Genomic DNA, 13,240 nt, shown 5'->3' with positions numbered 1-13,240 from the left:
GCATGGCTGATGCGTACGCGGGTCGGCGGGAGCGGCTGAGGGAGCACTGCGGTGCGACCGGGGCCGACGCGGCGCTGATCACCAGGCCGGCGAACGTGCGCTATCTGACCGGGTGCGCGCCCTGCGGGGCGACGCTGCTGCTCACCCGGGAGCGGGCGCTGCTGGCGCTGCCGGACGACCTGCCGCCGGACGACACCGGGGAGCACCTGCTCGGCGAGGACCTCACCCAGGTCCCGGTCGCGGCGGGGGAGGACACCGCGCTGGCCGCCGCCGCGGCCGCCGGGCGGCTCGGCGTGGACGACCTGGCGGTGGAGGAGCACGACCTGACGGTCACCCGGCACCGGTCGGTGGCGGGCCTCGCCGAGGGGGTCAGACTGGCGGGCCTCGGACCGGTGGTCGAGCGGCTGCGGGTGGTCAAGGACGAGCACGAGATCGCCGACCTGCGGATCGCCGCCGAGATCGCCGACCAGGCGCTCGGCGAACTGCTGGAGTCGATCCTGGTCGGCCGCACCGAACGGCACCTGGCGATGGAGCTGGAGCGCCGGATGATCGACCACGGTGCGGACCGGGCGGCCTTCCCGGTCTCGGTCGGCACCGGCAGCCACTCCGGCCAGCAGGCCCACCAGCCCACCGACCGCCGGGTGGAGGAGGGCGATTTCCTCACCGTCGTGCTCGGCGCCCAGTACCGGGGCTACGGCGTCTCCACCGCCCGGACCTTCGTGATCGGCGCCGCCCCCGCGCCCTGGCAGGTCGAGCTGCACCGGCTGGTGTTCCGGGCCCAACGGGCCGGACGGGAGGCGCTCGGGCCGGGCGTCGAGCAGTGCGTACCCGACCAGGCGGCCCGGGCGATCCTCCAGGCGGCCGGGCACACCGAGCCCTCCCCGCACCCGGTCGGGCACGGCATCGGGCTGGAGATCCGGGAGGCGCCGCGCCTGGGCCCGTCGGACATGGGTAAACTGGACAGCCGCGTGCCGGTCACCGTCGGCCCGGGAGTCCACCTCCCGGGTAAGGGCGGTGTCCGGATCGAGGACACGCTCGTGGTGCGCCCCCTCGAAGAGGGCGGGCCCGAGCTGCTCACCATCACCACCAAGGAGCTCCTCGCCCTGTGACCCGCGGCCGCCCGGCGGCTGCTGCGGGCGGCAGGACGCAACCCTTGGTTCCTTGACAGCTATATCCAGGAGTTAGTGCGCCCGTGGCTTCCACGAACGATCTCAAGAACGGCATGGTCCTCAAGCTGGAGGGCGGCAAGCTCTGGTCCGTCGTCGAGTTCCAGCATGTCAAGCCCGGCAAGGGCCCGGCCTTCGTGCGCACCAAGCTCAAGGAGGTCCTGACCGGCAAGGTCGTCGACAAGACCTTCAACGCCGGCACCAAGGTCGAGACCGCCAACGTCGACAAGCGCGGCATGCAGTTCTCGTACAAGGACGGCGAGAACTTCGTGTTCATGGACACGGACACCTACGACCAGGTGACGATCGAGCCCGCCGTCGTCGGCGACGCCGCCAAGTACCTGCTGGAGGGCTTCGACGCCCTGGTGGCCATGTACGAGGGCTCCCCGCTGTACATCGAGCTCCCGGCCTCGGTCGAGCTCGTGATCTCCCACACCGAGCCGGGCGTCCAGGGCGACCGCTCGACCGGCGGCTCCAAGCCGGCCACCCTGGAGACCGGCGCCGAGATCGCGGTGCCGCTGTTCATCGTGACCGGCGAGAAGATCAAGGTCGACACCCGCGACGGCAGCTACCTCGGCCGGGTGAAGTAAGTCCGTGTCGGCCGCACGCAGCAAGGCCCGTACCCGGGCCTTCCAGATCCTCTTCGAGGCCGACCACCGCGGGGTGGACCCGCAGCGCGTCCTCGCCGACTGGGTGGCCCGCGCCCGGGAGCCCAAGCCTGACGAGGGCACCCCGCAGGTCGGCGAGTACACCATGGAGCTGATCGAGGGCTACGTTCAGCACGCCCGCCGGATCGACGACCTGATCTCGCAGTACGCGGTGGGCTGGACGCTCGACCGGATGCCGATCGTGGACCGCAACGTCCTGCGGCTCGGCGCGTACGAGCTGATCTGGGAGGACGGCGTCCCGGACGCGGTCGTCCTGGACGAGGCCGTGGAGATCGCCAAGGAGTTCTCCACGGACGACTCCCCGGCGTTCGTCAACGGTCTGCTCGCCCGCTTCCTGGAGCTCAAGCCGAGCATCCGCCGCTAGGGATCGTCCGACGAACCCTGGGCACACCCCGACGCACGGCCGCCGGACCGGAAACGGTCCGGCGGCCGTCGTGCGTTCCGGACGGGTGGCGTATGTTGGGGCTACTCATCGGTAACCCCGCAGTGAAGGGCAGGCCACCCCCATGACCACGGCGACCCGCAGCGAGTTCGACCAGGGCATCGCCCTGACCCGGCACCCGGACGAGCCCGGCCGCTACGACGGTGAGCTGGGCGCCGGCTGGCAGATCGGCGGCGGCGTCAACGGCGGACTGCTGCTCGCGATGGCCGGCCACGCCCTCGCGCTGGAGCACGGCGAGCACACCGACCCCGTCTCGATCAGCGGCTACTACCTCTCCGCCTCCCACCCCGGCCCGGCCACCGTCCGCACCGAGGTGCTCCGCACCGGCCGCGGCCTCTCCACCGGCACCGCCTCGCTCAGCCAGGACGGCGTCGAGCGGCTGCGGGTGGTCGCCAGCCACGGCGACCTCGCCACCGCCGACGGCGAGGTGCGCACCACCGCCCGGCCGCCGCAGCTGCCCCCGCCGGACCGGTGCATCGGCATGGAGCACGCCCCGAAGGAGCTGGTCCGGCAGGCCGCCCTGCTGGACCGCTTCGACCTGCGGCTGGACCCGGCCACCGTCGGCTGGGCGCTCGGGCAGCCGTCCGGCACCGGCCGGATCCAGGGCTGGTTCAAGCTCGCCGACGGCCGCGAGCCCGACCCGCTGCTGCTCCTGCTGGTCGCCGACGCCCTGCCGCCGGTCACCTTCGACCTCGGCCTGCCCGGCTGGGCGCCCACCGTCGAGCTGACCGTCCACCTGCGGGCCAGGCCGGTGCCCGGCTGGCTGCGGGTCACCCACGCGACCCGCAACCTGGCCGGCGGCTACTTCGAGGAGGACGCCGAGGTCTGGGACGAGTCCGGCCGCCTGGTCGCCCAGTCCCGCCAGCTGGCCCGGGTGCCGCGCCCGGCGTGAGGCCCGGGGCGGACGCCCCAAACCGCGCCTCACGGTCGGTTACAGTCCTGTGACACGCCGTACGTGTGCGGCGCGCGGGGCGGGGGAGGACAACGGTCAGCGGCACGCCCGCCGCTGACCGTCACCCGTCCAGGACGCCCCAGGAGCCACCGATGAGCCGCAACGGCCGCACCCGCCGCATCACCGACTGCACCGCCGGCGGCGGCGGCCTCCGCCCCCGGCTGCGGTCGCCGCACGGGCGTCGCCGGGCCGACGCAGGCGAGCAGGCCTTTGTGATCGGTGTCCTGACCAGCGCCGCCGACTTCGAGCGGGCCCGCGCCTGGCGGCTGTCCGACGCCCCCGACTACGCGTGCTACCTGCGGGAGACCGCCGAACTGCTGGCCGAGGCACGCCGCCGGTTCGAGACCGTCCGGGCCCGGATGTTCCACCCGCAGGACTTCGAGGAGTTCTGCCTGCTGCACGGGCTCGACCCGGTCGAGCCGGCCGCCCGGGACCGCTACCTGGTCAACCCGCCGCTGCAGACCCAGCTCCTGGCCTACCAGGGCGAGGAGCTGGCCGGGGACTTCGTCCCGCGGCTGGCCCGGGCCCGGGAGAACGGGCTGACGCTGCGCCACGCCGACCTGCTGCTCGACGGCGGGCTCTACGACGAGCGGGGCCGCGGGGTCCGTGAGGCCTACCAGCGCGGGGCCGAGGTCTTCCGCCGGATGCTGGTCGGCGCCGGCCCCGGCGTGTACGAGCTGCGCCTCGCCGTGGACGCGCCGGGCGGGCGGCTGACCGCCGCGGCCCGGGTGCTGCAGTGGGAGGACGGCGTGGTGCGGATCAACGACGAGGACCTCGACCTGCTCTGCGCGGTGCTCTGCACGGGCCTGGCCAGGGAGCTGCCGGGGCTGGCGGTGCTGCACGGCTCGCAGGGCTCGGCGGAGGCCTGCGGGGAGTACCGGCCCTCGGCGTGGGCCTGGGCCAGCGGCGGGCAGGACTGGGCGCCGGCGGCCGGCCCGGTGCGGCTGGACGGGGTGGCGGCGGAGCCGGGCTACCGGCTGGACACGGTCTGCTGAATCCCGGCGCGCGCCGTCCGGACGCACGACGGCGCGGCACCCGTGAATCCGGGTGCCGCGCCCTGGCGCATTCACCGTCTCCGCTGGTGGGAGCCGGTGCGGCGGGACTTAGCCCGCCTCCTCCTCACGCACCGCACGGCGCGCGTCGGGGTTCAGCACGCCCCACGAGATCAGCTGCTCGGTGAGGATCGACGGCGACTGGTCGTAGATCACGGCCAGGGTGCGCAGATCGTCCTGGCGGATCGACAGCACCTTGCCGTTGTAGTCGCCGCGCTGGCTCTGGATGGTCGCCGCGTACCGCTGCAGCGGACCGGCCTTCTCGGAGGGCACCTGGGTCAGTCGCTCCAGGTCCAGCACCAGGCGTGGCGGCGGTTCGGCCGCACCACCGGGCGTACCGCCGGGCAGGAGCTCCTGCACCGGGACGCCGTAGAACTCCGCCAGCTCGGCCAGCCGCTGCACGGTGACCGCACGGTCGCCGCGCTCGTACGAGCCGACGACGACTGCCTTCCAGCGCCCCTGGGACTTCTCCTCGACACCGTGCAGGGAGAGACCCTGCTGAGTGCGGATCGCTCGGAGCTTGCCTCCGAGTTGCTTCGCGTAGTCGCTGGACATTGATCTCCCCGGACGAGATTGCTTCGCGTTCAGTGGTGGGTCACGGGCGATTGCCGACGCCGTTACCGGTGGGTCCGACGTCCGTCTCGTAACTCACTGTGAGGTTACGTAGAGTGAGGTAGTTGCGTCAAGCCGAATGGGGCAGTCGTGCGAATGGTCCGCATCGGTGATGCGTCCGGCGCGTTAACCCGATGAAGCGGAATGATGGACGTCTGTTTGCCGGAGGGCGCGCTGGTAGGATGACCGAAGCCCACGCCGCATCGGCGGGGGCGATCCCAGACATCCTTTAAGGCCCGTCCCGTGAGGCGGGGAAGGAGGTCCGCTTCGGCATGACCGCAGACCACGAAACGACGCCGCGTCCGCCGCACCAGGTGCTGGACGGTACGGACATCACCCGGGTGATCACCCGGATAGCGCATGAGATCGTCGAGCGCGCCAAGGGCGCGGAGGACGTCGTCCTGCTCGGCATCCACACCAGGGGCGTCCATCTCGCCCGCCGCCTGCACGCCAGGCTGGCCCAGATCACCGGCCGCGAGATTCCGCTCGGCACCCTGGACATCACCATGTACCGGGACGACCTGCGGCTGAAGCCCGCCCGTGCCCTGGAGCACACCGAGATCCCGGCCGACGGCATCGACGGCAAGCTCGTCATCCTCGTCGACGACGTGCTCTTCTCCGGCCGCACCATCCGCGCCGCGCTCGACGCGCTCAACGACATCGGCCGCCCGCGCGCCGTCCAGCTCGCCGTCCTGGTCGACCGCGGCCACCGCGAGCTGCCCATCCGGGCCGACTACGTGGGCAAGAACCTCCCCACCTCGCTGCGCGAGGCCGTCCAGGTCCGCCTCGCCGACACCGACGGCGTGGACGCCGTCCTGGTCGGCGACCGCGACTACGCGTCCCGCTCCTCGCAGGCCCTGGCCTCCCAGCCGTCCGAACCGCACCTCCCGGAGTAACCGCGTGAAGCGCCACCTCGTCTCCGCCGCCGACCTCACCCGCGACGACGCGCTGCTCATCCTGGACACCGCCGAGGAGCTGGCCCAGCTCTCCGGACGAGCCGTCAAGAAGCTGCCCACGCTCCGCGGCCGCACCGTCGTCAACCTCTTCTTCGAGGACTCCACCCGCACCAAGACCTCCTTCGAGGTCGCCGAGAAGCGGCTCTCCGCCGACGTCATCAACTTCTCCGCCAAGGGCTCCTCCGTCTCCAAGGGCGAGAGCCTCAAGGACACCGCGCTCACCCTGCAGGCGATGGGCGCCGACGCGGTCGTCATCCGCCACCACGCCTCCGGCGCGCCCGCCCGGCTCGCCCAGTCCGACTGGCTGCACGGCAGCGTCATCAACGCCGGTGACGGCACCCACGAGCACCCCACCCAGGCGCTGCTCGACGCCTTCACCATCCGCCGCCACCTCAACCCGGGCCTCGGGCAGGACCTCGCGGGCCGGCGGGTGACCATCGTCGGCGACATCCTGCACAGCCGGGTCGCCCGCTCCAACGTCCACCTGCTCACCACCCTCGGCGCCCAGGTCACCTTCGTCGCCCCGCCGACGCTGCTGCCGATCGGCATCGAGAACTGGCCCTGCGAGGTCAGCTACGACCTGGAGCGGGTGCTCCCCAAGACGGGCGCGCTGATGATGCTCCGGGTGCAGCGCGAGCGGATGAACGCCGCGTTCTTCCCGACCGAGCGCGAGTACAGCCGCCGCTACGGCCTGGACGGCATCCGGATGGCGCAGCTGCCCGAGCACGCCGTCGTGCTGCACCCCGGCCCGATGGTCCGCGGCATGGAGATCACCGCCGAGGTCGCCGACTCGCCGCGCTGCACCGTGGTCGAGCAGGTCGCCAACGGCGTCTCCGTCCGGATGGCCGTCCTCTACCTGCTCCTCGGCGGAGCCACCCTCTCCGACGCCCCCCGTAACGACTCCAGCGAGACCGCCCAGTGAACGAGCGAAGCGAGCGAACCGACAGCATGGTCACCTACCTGATCCGCAACGCCCAGATCCTCGGCGGCGCCCCGCAGGACCTCTACCTCGCCGACGGCGTCGTCCGCGAGATCGGCACCGCCCTCACCGTCGAGGCGGACATCGAGATCGACGCCACCGGCCTGATCGCGCTGCCCGGCCTGGTCGACCTGCACACCCACCTGCGCGAGCCCGGCCGGGAGGACGCCGAGACCGTCCTCACCGGCACCCAGGCCGCCGCCAAGGGCGGCTTCACCGCCGTGCACGCGATGGCCAACACCTTCCCGGTGGCCGACACCGCCGGCGTGGTCGAGCAGGTCTGGCGGCTCGGCCAGGAGTCCGGCTACTGCGACGTGCAGCCGGTCGGCGCCGTCACCGTCGGCCTGGAGGGCAAGAAGCTCGCCGAGCTGGGCGCGATGCACGACTCCGCCGCGGGCGTGCGGGTCTTCTCCGACGACGGCAAGTGCGTGGACGACGCGGTGATCATGCGCCGCGCCCTGGAGTACGTGAAGGCCTTCGACGGGGTCGTCGCCCAGCACGCCCAGGAGCCGCGGCTCACCGAGGGCGCCCAGATGAACGAGGGCCAGGTCTCCGGCGAGCTCGGGCTCGGCGGCTGGCCGGCCGTCGCCGAGGAGGCGATCATCGCCCGCGACGTGCTGCTCGCCGCGCACGTCGGCTCCCGCCTGCACGTCTGCCACGTCTCCACGGCGGGCTCGGTGGAGATCATCCGCTGGGCCAAGGCCAAGGGCTGGGACGTCACCGCCGAGGTCACCCCGCACCACCTGCTGCTCACCGACGAGCTGGTCCGCTCCTACGACCCGGTCTACAAGGTGAACCCGCCGCTGCGCACCGAGGCCGACGTGCAGGCGCTGCGCAAGGCGCTCGCGGACGGCACCATCGACGCCGTCGCCACCGACCACGCGCCGCACCCGGCCGAGGACAAGGACTGCGAGTGGGCCGTCGCCGCGATGGGCATGGTCGGCCTGGAGACCGCGCTGTCGGTCGTCCAGCAGACCATGGTCGACACCGGCCTGCTGAACTGGGAGGGCGTCGCCGACCGGATGTCGCACCGCCCGGCCCGGATCGGCCGTCTCACCGGACACGGGCGTCCGGTCTCGGTCGGTGAACCGGCCAACCTGGTGCTGTTCGATCCCGCGTACCGTGGTGCCGTGAACCCCGACAGCTTCGCCACCCGCAGCCGCAACACCCCCTACCGGGGCCTGGACCTGCCCGGACGGGTGCACGCCACCTTCCTGCGGGGCACCGCCACCGTGCTGGCCGGCGAGCTGGCCGTGCAGGGCGGGCTGGCGTGACCCCCTTCGCCCCGCTCGCCCAGGAGCAGGCCAAGGTCACCAACTGGCCCGGGTACATCGGCTGGGCCGTCGGCCTGCTGATCGTGATCGGCCTGGTCTACTGGCTGATGCGCCAGGGCTGGAACTGGCGCCGCACGCTCCAGTCCGGCCTCCCCGCACTGCCCGCCGTGCCGGCCGGCGCGGGCCGGACCATCCTGGAGACCAGCGGCCGGTACCACGGCACCACCACCGCCGGGAACTGGCTGGACCGGGTCGTCGCGCACGGCCTGGGCACCCGCAGCCGCGCCGACCTGACCCTCGGCGAGGACGGGCTGCTGGTCCGGCGGCCCGGTGACGTCGACCTCTGGATCCCGGCCGCCAACCTGACCGGGGCCCGGACGGACTCCGGGATCGCCGGCAAGGTCGTCCCGTCCGGACTGCTCGTCGTCACCTGGACGCTCGACGGCACCGCACTGGACTCCGGCTTCCGGGCCGACCACCCCGACGAGCACGCCGCCTGGGTCGAGGCGATCGCTCGCATCGCAACACGTACGAAGACGAAGACGGAAGAGGCCGCCACATGACCGCACCTGCCCCCACCACGCAGCGCCAACGGCGGGAACGAGTCCCCGCCGTGCTCGTCCTGGAGGACGGCCGGACCTTCCGCGGCCAGGCCTACGGCGCCCTCGGCGAGACCTTCGGCGAGGCGGTCTTCAACACCGGCATGTCCGGTTACCAGGAGACCCTGACCGACCCGTCGTACCACCGCCAGGTGGTCGTGATGACCGCCCCGCAGATCGGCAACACCGGCTGGAACGACGAGGACGACGAGTCCAGGCAGATCTGGGTCGCCGGCTACGTCGTGCGCGACCCCGCCCGCGTCCCGTCCAACTGGCGCTCGCGCCGCTCGCTGGACGAGGAACTGCACAACCAGGGCGTCGTCGGCATCAGCGGCATCGACACCCGGGCGCTCACCCGCCACCTGCGCGAGCGCGGCGCCATGCGCTGCGGAATCTTCTCCGGCACGGCGCTGGAGGACGACACCACCCTGCTGGCCAAGGTGCAGCAGGCGCCCGAGATGAAGGGCGCCGACCTGTGCGCCGAGGTCGCCACCACCGAGCCGTACGTGGTGCCCGCCATCGGTGAGAAGAAGTTCACCGTGGCCGCGCTGGACCTCGGCATCAAGGCGATGACCCCGCAGCGGATGGCCGAGCGCGGCATCGAGGTGCACGTGCTGCCGGCCAACTCGACCATCGAGGACATCTACGCCGTCAACCCGGACGGCGTGTTCTTCTCCAACGGCCCGGGCGACCCGGCCACCGCCGACCACCAGGTCGCCGTCGCGCAGGGGGTGCTGGAGCGCAGGACCCCGTTCTTCGGCATCTGCTTCGGCAACCAGATCCTCGGCCGCGCGCTGGGCTTCGGCACCTACAAGCTCAAGTACGGCCACCGCGGCATCAACCAGCCGGTGCAGGACCGCACCACCGGCAAGGTCGAGGTCACCGCGCACAACCACGGCTTCGCCGTGAACGCACCGCTGGACAAGGTGAGCGACACCCCGTACGGCCGGGTCGAGGTCTCCCACGTCTGCCTCAACGACGACGTGGTCGAGGGCCTCCAGGCGCTCGACGTGCCCGCCTTCAGCGTGCAGTACCACCCCGAAGCGGCGGCCGGCCCGCACGACGCGGCCTACCTCTTCGACCGGTTCGTCGAGCTCATGCGAGGCGACGACAACAGCGTGAAGCTCATGGAGGGCCAGCGTGCCTAAGCGCACTGACATCAAGTCCGTCCTGGTCATCGGGTCCGGCCCGATCGTGATCGGCCAGGCCGCCGAGTTCGACTACTCGGGCACGCAGGCCTGCCGGGTGCTCAAGGCCGAGGGCCTGCGGGTCATCCTGGTCAACTCCAACCCGGCCACGATCATGACCGACCCGGAGATCGCCGACGCCACCTACGTCGAGCCGATCACCCCGGAGTTCGTCGAGAAGATCATCGCCAAGGAGCGCCCCGACGCGCTGCTCCCCACCCTCGGCGGGCAGACCGCGCTCAACACCGCGATCTCCCTGCACTCCGCCGGCACGCTGGAGAAGTACGGCGTCGAGCTGATCGGCGCCGACGTCGTGGCGATCAACAAGGGTGAGGACCGCGAGCTCTTCAAGGGCGTCGTCGAGGCCGTCAACGCCAAGATCGGCCACGGCGAGTCCGCCCGCTCGGTCATCTGCCACACCATGGACGACGTGCTGGCCGGGGTCGACACCCTCGGCGGCTACCCGGTCGTCGTCCGGCCCTCCTTCACCATGGGCGGCGCCGGCTCCGGCTTCGCCCACAACGAGGAGGACCTGCGCCGCATCGCCGGCCAGGGCCTGACCCTCTCGCCGACCACCGAGGTGCTCCTGGAGGAGTCCATCCTCGGCTGGAAGGAGTACGAGCTCGAGCTGATGCGCGACAAGAACGACAACGTCGTGGTCGTCTGCTCGATCGAGAACTTCGACCCGATGGGCGTGCACACCGGTGACTCGATCACCGTCGCCCCGGCGATGACGCTGACCGACCGCGAGTACCAGATCCTGCGCGACATCGGCATCGCCGTCATCCGCGAGGTCGGCGTCGACACCGGCGGCTGCAACATCCAGTTCGCCGTCAACCCGGACGACGGCCGGGTCATCGTCATCGAGATGAACCCGCGCGTCTCCCGCTCCTCCGCGCTGGCGTCCAAGGCCACCGGCTTCCCGATCGCCAAGATCGCCGCGAAGCTCGCCGTCGGCTACACCCTGGACGAGATCCCCAACGACATCACCGAGCAGACCCCGGCCTCCTTCGAGCCGGCCCTCGACTACGTCGTGGTCAAGGTCCCGCGGTTCGCGTTCGAGAAGTTCCCGAGCGCCGACGCCACGCTGACCACCACCATGAAGTCCGTCGGCGAGGCCATGGCCATGGGCCGCAACTTCCCCGAGGCGCTCAACAAGGCGCTGCGCTCGCTGGAGAAGAAGGGCTCCCAGTTCACCTGGACCGGCCCGGTCGGGGACAAGGCCGCGCTGCTGGAGAAGGCCGTCGTGCCGACCGACGGCCGGATCAACACCGTCATGGAGGCCATCCGGGCCGGCGCCACCCAGGAGGAGGTGTTCGAGGCCACCAGGATCGACCCGTGGTTCGTCGACCAGCTCTTCCTGCTCGACGAGATCGCCGCCGAGCTGGCCGGGGCGGGCGAGCTCACCCCCGAGCTGCTGCGCCACGCCAAGCGGCACGGCTTCTCCGACCAGCAGATCGGCGAGATCCGCGGCCTCAAGCCGGACGTGGTCCGCGAGGTCCGGCACGCCCTCGGCATCCGCCCGGTGTTCAAGACCGTCGACACCTGTGCCGCCGAGTTCGCCGCCAGGACCCCGTACTTCTACTCGTCCTACGACGAGGAGAACGAGGTCGCCCCGCGCACCAAGCCCGCCGTGATCATCCTCGGCTCCGGCCCCAACCGCATCGGCCAGGGCATCGAGTTCGACTACTCCTGCGTCCACGCCTCGTTCGCGCTGGCCGACGCCGGGTACGAGACCGTGATGGTCAACTGCAACCCGGAGACCGTCTCCACCGACTACGACACCTCCGACCGGCTCTACTTCGAGCCGCTCACCCTGGAGGACGTGCTGGAGATCGTCCACGCCGAGCAGCAGGCCGGACCGCTGGCCGGCGTCATCGTCCAGCTCGGCGGCCAGACCCCGCTCGGCCTGGCCCAGGCGCTCAAGGAGAACGGCGTCCCGATCGTCGGCACCCAGCCCGAGGCGATCGACCTCGCCGAGGAGCGCGGCGCCTTCGGCCGGGTGCTGCGCGACGCCGGCCTGCCGGCCCCCAAGCACGGCACCGCCTTCTCCTTCGACGAGGCCAAGTCGATCGCCGACGAGATCGGCTACCCGGTCCTGGCCCGCCCGTCCTACGTGCTCGGCGGCCGCGGCATGGAGATCGTCTACGACGAGGCCTCGCTCGCCTCCTACCTGGAGCGGCACGCCGGCCTGATCTCCGAGCACCCCGTCCTGATCGACCGCTTCCTCGACGACGCGGTGGAGATCGACGTCGACGCGCTCTACGACGGCACCGAGCTCTACCTCGGCGGCGTCATGGAGCACATCGAGGAGGCCGGCATCCACTCCGGCGACTCCGCCTGCGCCCTGCCCCCGATCACCCTCGGCGGCTACGACATCAAGCGGCTGCGCGCCTCCACCGAGGGGATCGCCCGCGGCGTCGGTGTGCGCGGTCTGATCAACATCCAGTTCGCCCTCTCCGGCGACATCCTCTACGTGCTGGAGGCCAACCCGCGCGCCTCCCGCACCGTGCCGTTCACCTCCAAGGCCACGGCCGTGCCGCTGGCCAAGGCCGCCGCCCGGATCTCGCTCGGCGCCACCATCGCCCAGCTGCGTGCCGAGGGCCTGCTCCCGGCCGAGGGCGACGGCGGCACCCTGCCGGCCGACTGCCCGATCTCCGTCAAGGAGGCCGTGATGCCGTGGAGCCGCTTCCGCGACGTCCACGGCCGCGGCGTGGACACCGTGCTCGGCCCGGAGATGCGCTCCACCGGCGAGGTCATGGGCATCGACAAGGTCTTCGGCACGGCGTACGCCAAGTCGCAGGCCGGCGCCTACGGCGCGCTCCCGACCAAGGGCAAGGTCTTCGTCTCCGTCGCCAACCGCGACAAGCGCAACCTGGTCTTCCCGGCCCGCGCGCTGGTCGGCCTCGGCTTCGAGCTGCTCGCCACCGCCGGCACCGCCGAGGTGCTGCAGCGCGGCGGCATCCCCGCCACCGTGGTGCGCAAGCACAGCGAGGGCGAGGGCCCGAACGGCGAGAAGACGATCGTCCAGCTGATCCACGAGGGTGCGGTCGACCTCATCATCAACACGCCGTACGGCACCGGTGGCCGCCTCGACGGCTACGAGATCCGCACCGCGGCCATCGCCCGCGCCGTGCCCTGCCTGACCACCGTCCAGGCCATGGGCGCCGCCGTCCAGGGCATCGACGCGCTGCTGCGCGACGAGGTCGGGGTGATGTCGCTCCAGGAGCACGCCGAGCTGATCAACGCCGGCCGCGCCAAGTAGCACCACCGCAGTGGGGGGCACCGAACCGCCTGGTGCCCCCCACTGCCATGCCCGCCCCTCGTCCGTCGCCGTCCGCCGCGCCCGCCGT

12 protein-coding genes are annotated in these 13,240 nt (G+C 72.0%); 11 read left to right on the top strand and 1 reads right to left on the bottom strand.

Annotated elements, in window-relative coordinates; all coding sequences use genetic code 11:
• Positions 1-2: 2 nt before the first annotated feature.
• The 5 genes from ACIP82_RS30910 (at position 3) to ACIP82_RS30890 (ending at position 4,223) form a co-directional block, all read left to right on the top strand.
• Complete coding sequence (locus tag ACIP82_RS30910) at positions 3-1,109, top strand: aminopeptidase P family protein (protein ID WP_363610466.1); 1,107 nt, start codon at positions 3-5, stop codon at positions 1,107-1,109.
• Between the two features lie 83 nt (positions 1,110-1,192).
• Positions 1,193-1,756, top strand: coding sequence for an elongation factor P (gene efp / locus ACIP82_RS30905; RefSeq protein ID WP_363610464.1), 564 nt, complete (start codon positions 1,193-1,195; stop codon positions 1,754-1,756).
• 4 nt (positions 1,757-1,760) lie between these two features.
• Positions 1,761-2,198, top strand: coding sequence for a transcription antitermination factor NusB (gene nusB, locus ACIP82_RS30900; protein WP_063346766.1), 438 nt, complete (start codon positions 1,761-1,763; stop codon positions 2,196-2,198).
• Between the two features lie 142 nt (positions 2,199-2,340).
• Positions 2,341-3,168 carry a thioesterase family protein gene (locus ACIP82_RS30895; RefSeq protein ID WP_363610462.1) on the top strand — a complete coding sequence of 276 codons (828 nt, stop codon included), beginning with the start codon at positions 2,341-2,343 and terminating at the stop codon, positions 3,166-3,168.
• Positions 3,169-3,320: 152 nt separating this feature from the next.
• Positions 3,321-4,223: a hypothetical protein gene (locus ACIP82_RS30890; protein WP_363610460.1), complete on the top strand. Its 903-nt coding sequence runs from the start codon at positions 3,321-3,323 to the stop codon at positions 4,221-4,223.
• A 108-nt stretch (positions 4,224-4,331) separates the two neighbouring features.
• Here the strand turns inward: ACIP82_RS30890 and ACIP82_RS30885 are convergent, their stop codons facing one another.
• Complete coding sequence (locus tag ACIP82_RS30885) at positions 4,332-4,835, bottom strand: transcriptional regulator (RefSeq protein WP_045692870.1); 504 nt, start codon at positions 4,833-4,835, stop codon at positions 4,332-4,334.
• A gap of 329 nt (positions 4,836-5,164) precedes the next feature.
• On the opposite strand from ACIP82_RS30885, the gene pyrR reads away from it, so the two are divergent.
• The 6 genes from pyrR to carB are packed head-to-tail and all read left to right on the top strand — an operon-like array spanning position 5,165 to position 13,152.
• Positions 5,165-5,788 (top strand): bifunctional pyr operon transcriptional regulator/uracil phosphoribosyltransferase PyrR, encoded by a 624-nt coding sequence (pyrR, locus tag ACIP82_RS30880; RefSeq protein WP_363610458.1) that lies wholly within the window; start codon positions 5,165-5,167, stop codon positions 5,786-5,788.
• A 4-nt stretch (positions 5,789-5,792) separates the two neighbouring features.
• The gene (locus ACIP82_RS30875; RefSeq protein ID WP_400658227.1) at positions 5,793-6,770 is read left to right on the top strand and encodes an aspartate carbamoyltransferase catalytic subunit; all 978 of its coding nucleotides are present in this window, start codon (positions 5,793-5,795) and stop codon (positions 6,768-6,770) included.
• Positions 6,771-6,796: 26 nt separating this feature from the next.
• A complete protein-coding gene (locus ACIP82_RS30870; RefSeq protein ID WP_400658269.1) occupies positions 6,797-8,101 on the top strand; it encodes a dihydroorotase in 1,305 nt (434 codons plus the stop codon).
• Positions 8,098-8,664: a hypothetical protein gene (locus ACIP82_RS30865; protein ID WP_363610454.1), complete on the top strand. Its 567-nt coding sequence runs from the start codon at positions 8,098-8,100 to the stop codon at positions 8,662-8,664. Before ACIP82_RS30870 ends, ACIP82_RS30865 begins: the two co-directional genes overlap by 4 nt.
• Positions 8,661-9,848 (top strand): glutamine-hydrolyzing carbamoyl-phosphate synthase small subunit, encoded by a 1,188-nt coding sequence (gene carA / locus ACIP82_RS30860; protein ID WP_363610452.1) that lies wholly within the window; start codon positions 8,661-8,663, stop codon positions 9,846-9,848. The genes ACIP82_RS30865 and carA overlap by 4 nt, the downstream gene beginning before the upstream one ends.
• Entirely contained in the window at positions 9,841-13,152 is a 3,312-nt protein-coding gene (carB, locus tag ACIP82_RS30855; RefSeq protein WP_400658224.1) for a carbamoyl-phosphate synthase large subunit, read from the top strand. The genes carA and carB overlap by 8 nt, the downstream gene beginning before the upstream one ends.
• Positions 13,153-13,240: the final 88 nt, after the last annotated feature.

Source organism: Kitasatospora sp. NPDC088548 (assembly GCF_044753005.1).
Classification (GTDB): Bacteria; Actinomycetota; Actinomycetes; order Streptomycetales; family Streptomycetaceae; genus Kitasatospora.
This window is presented reverse-complemented; position numbering and strand designations above follow the sequence as displayed.

Excerpts from the sequence above, each read along its gene's own strand:
- ACIP82_RS30885 (WP_045692870.1), bottom strand. The coding sequence starts at position 4,835 with ATGTCCAGCGACTACGCGAAGCAACTCGGAGGCAAGCTCCGAGCGATC.
- pyrR (WP_363610458.1), top strand. The coding sequence starts at position 5,165 with ATGACCGCAGACCACGAAACGACGCCGCGTCCGCCGCACCAGGTGCTG.
- ACIP82_RS30910 (WP_363610466.1), top strand. The coding sequence starts at position 3 with ATGGCTGATGCGTACGCGGGTCGGCGGGAGCGGCTGAGGGAGCACTGC.
- ACIP82_RS30890 (WP_363610460.1), top strand. The coding sequence starts at position 3,321 with ATGAGCCGCAACGGCCGCACCCGCCGCATCACCGACTGCACCGCCGGC.
- ACIP82_RS30870 (WP_400658269.1), top strand. The coding sequence starts at position 6,797 with ATGGTCACCTACCTGATCCGCAACGCCCAGATCCTCGGCGGCGCCCCG.
- ACIP82_RS30895 (WP_363610462.1), top strand. The coding sequence starts at position 2,341 with ATGACCACGGCGACCCGCAGCGAGTTCGACCAGGGCATCGCCCTGACC.
- carA (WP_363610452.1), top strand. The coding sequence starts at position 8,661 with ATGACCGCACCTGCCCCCACCACGCAGCGCCAACGGCGGGAACGAGTC.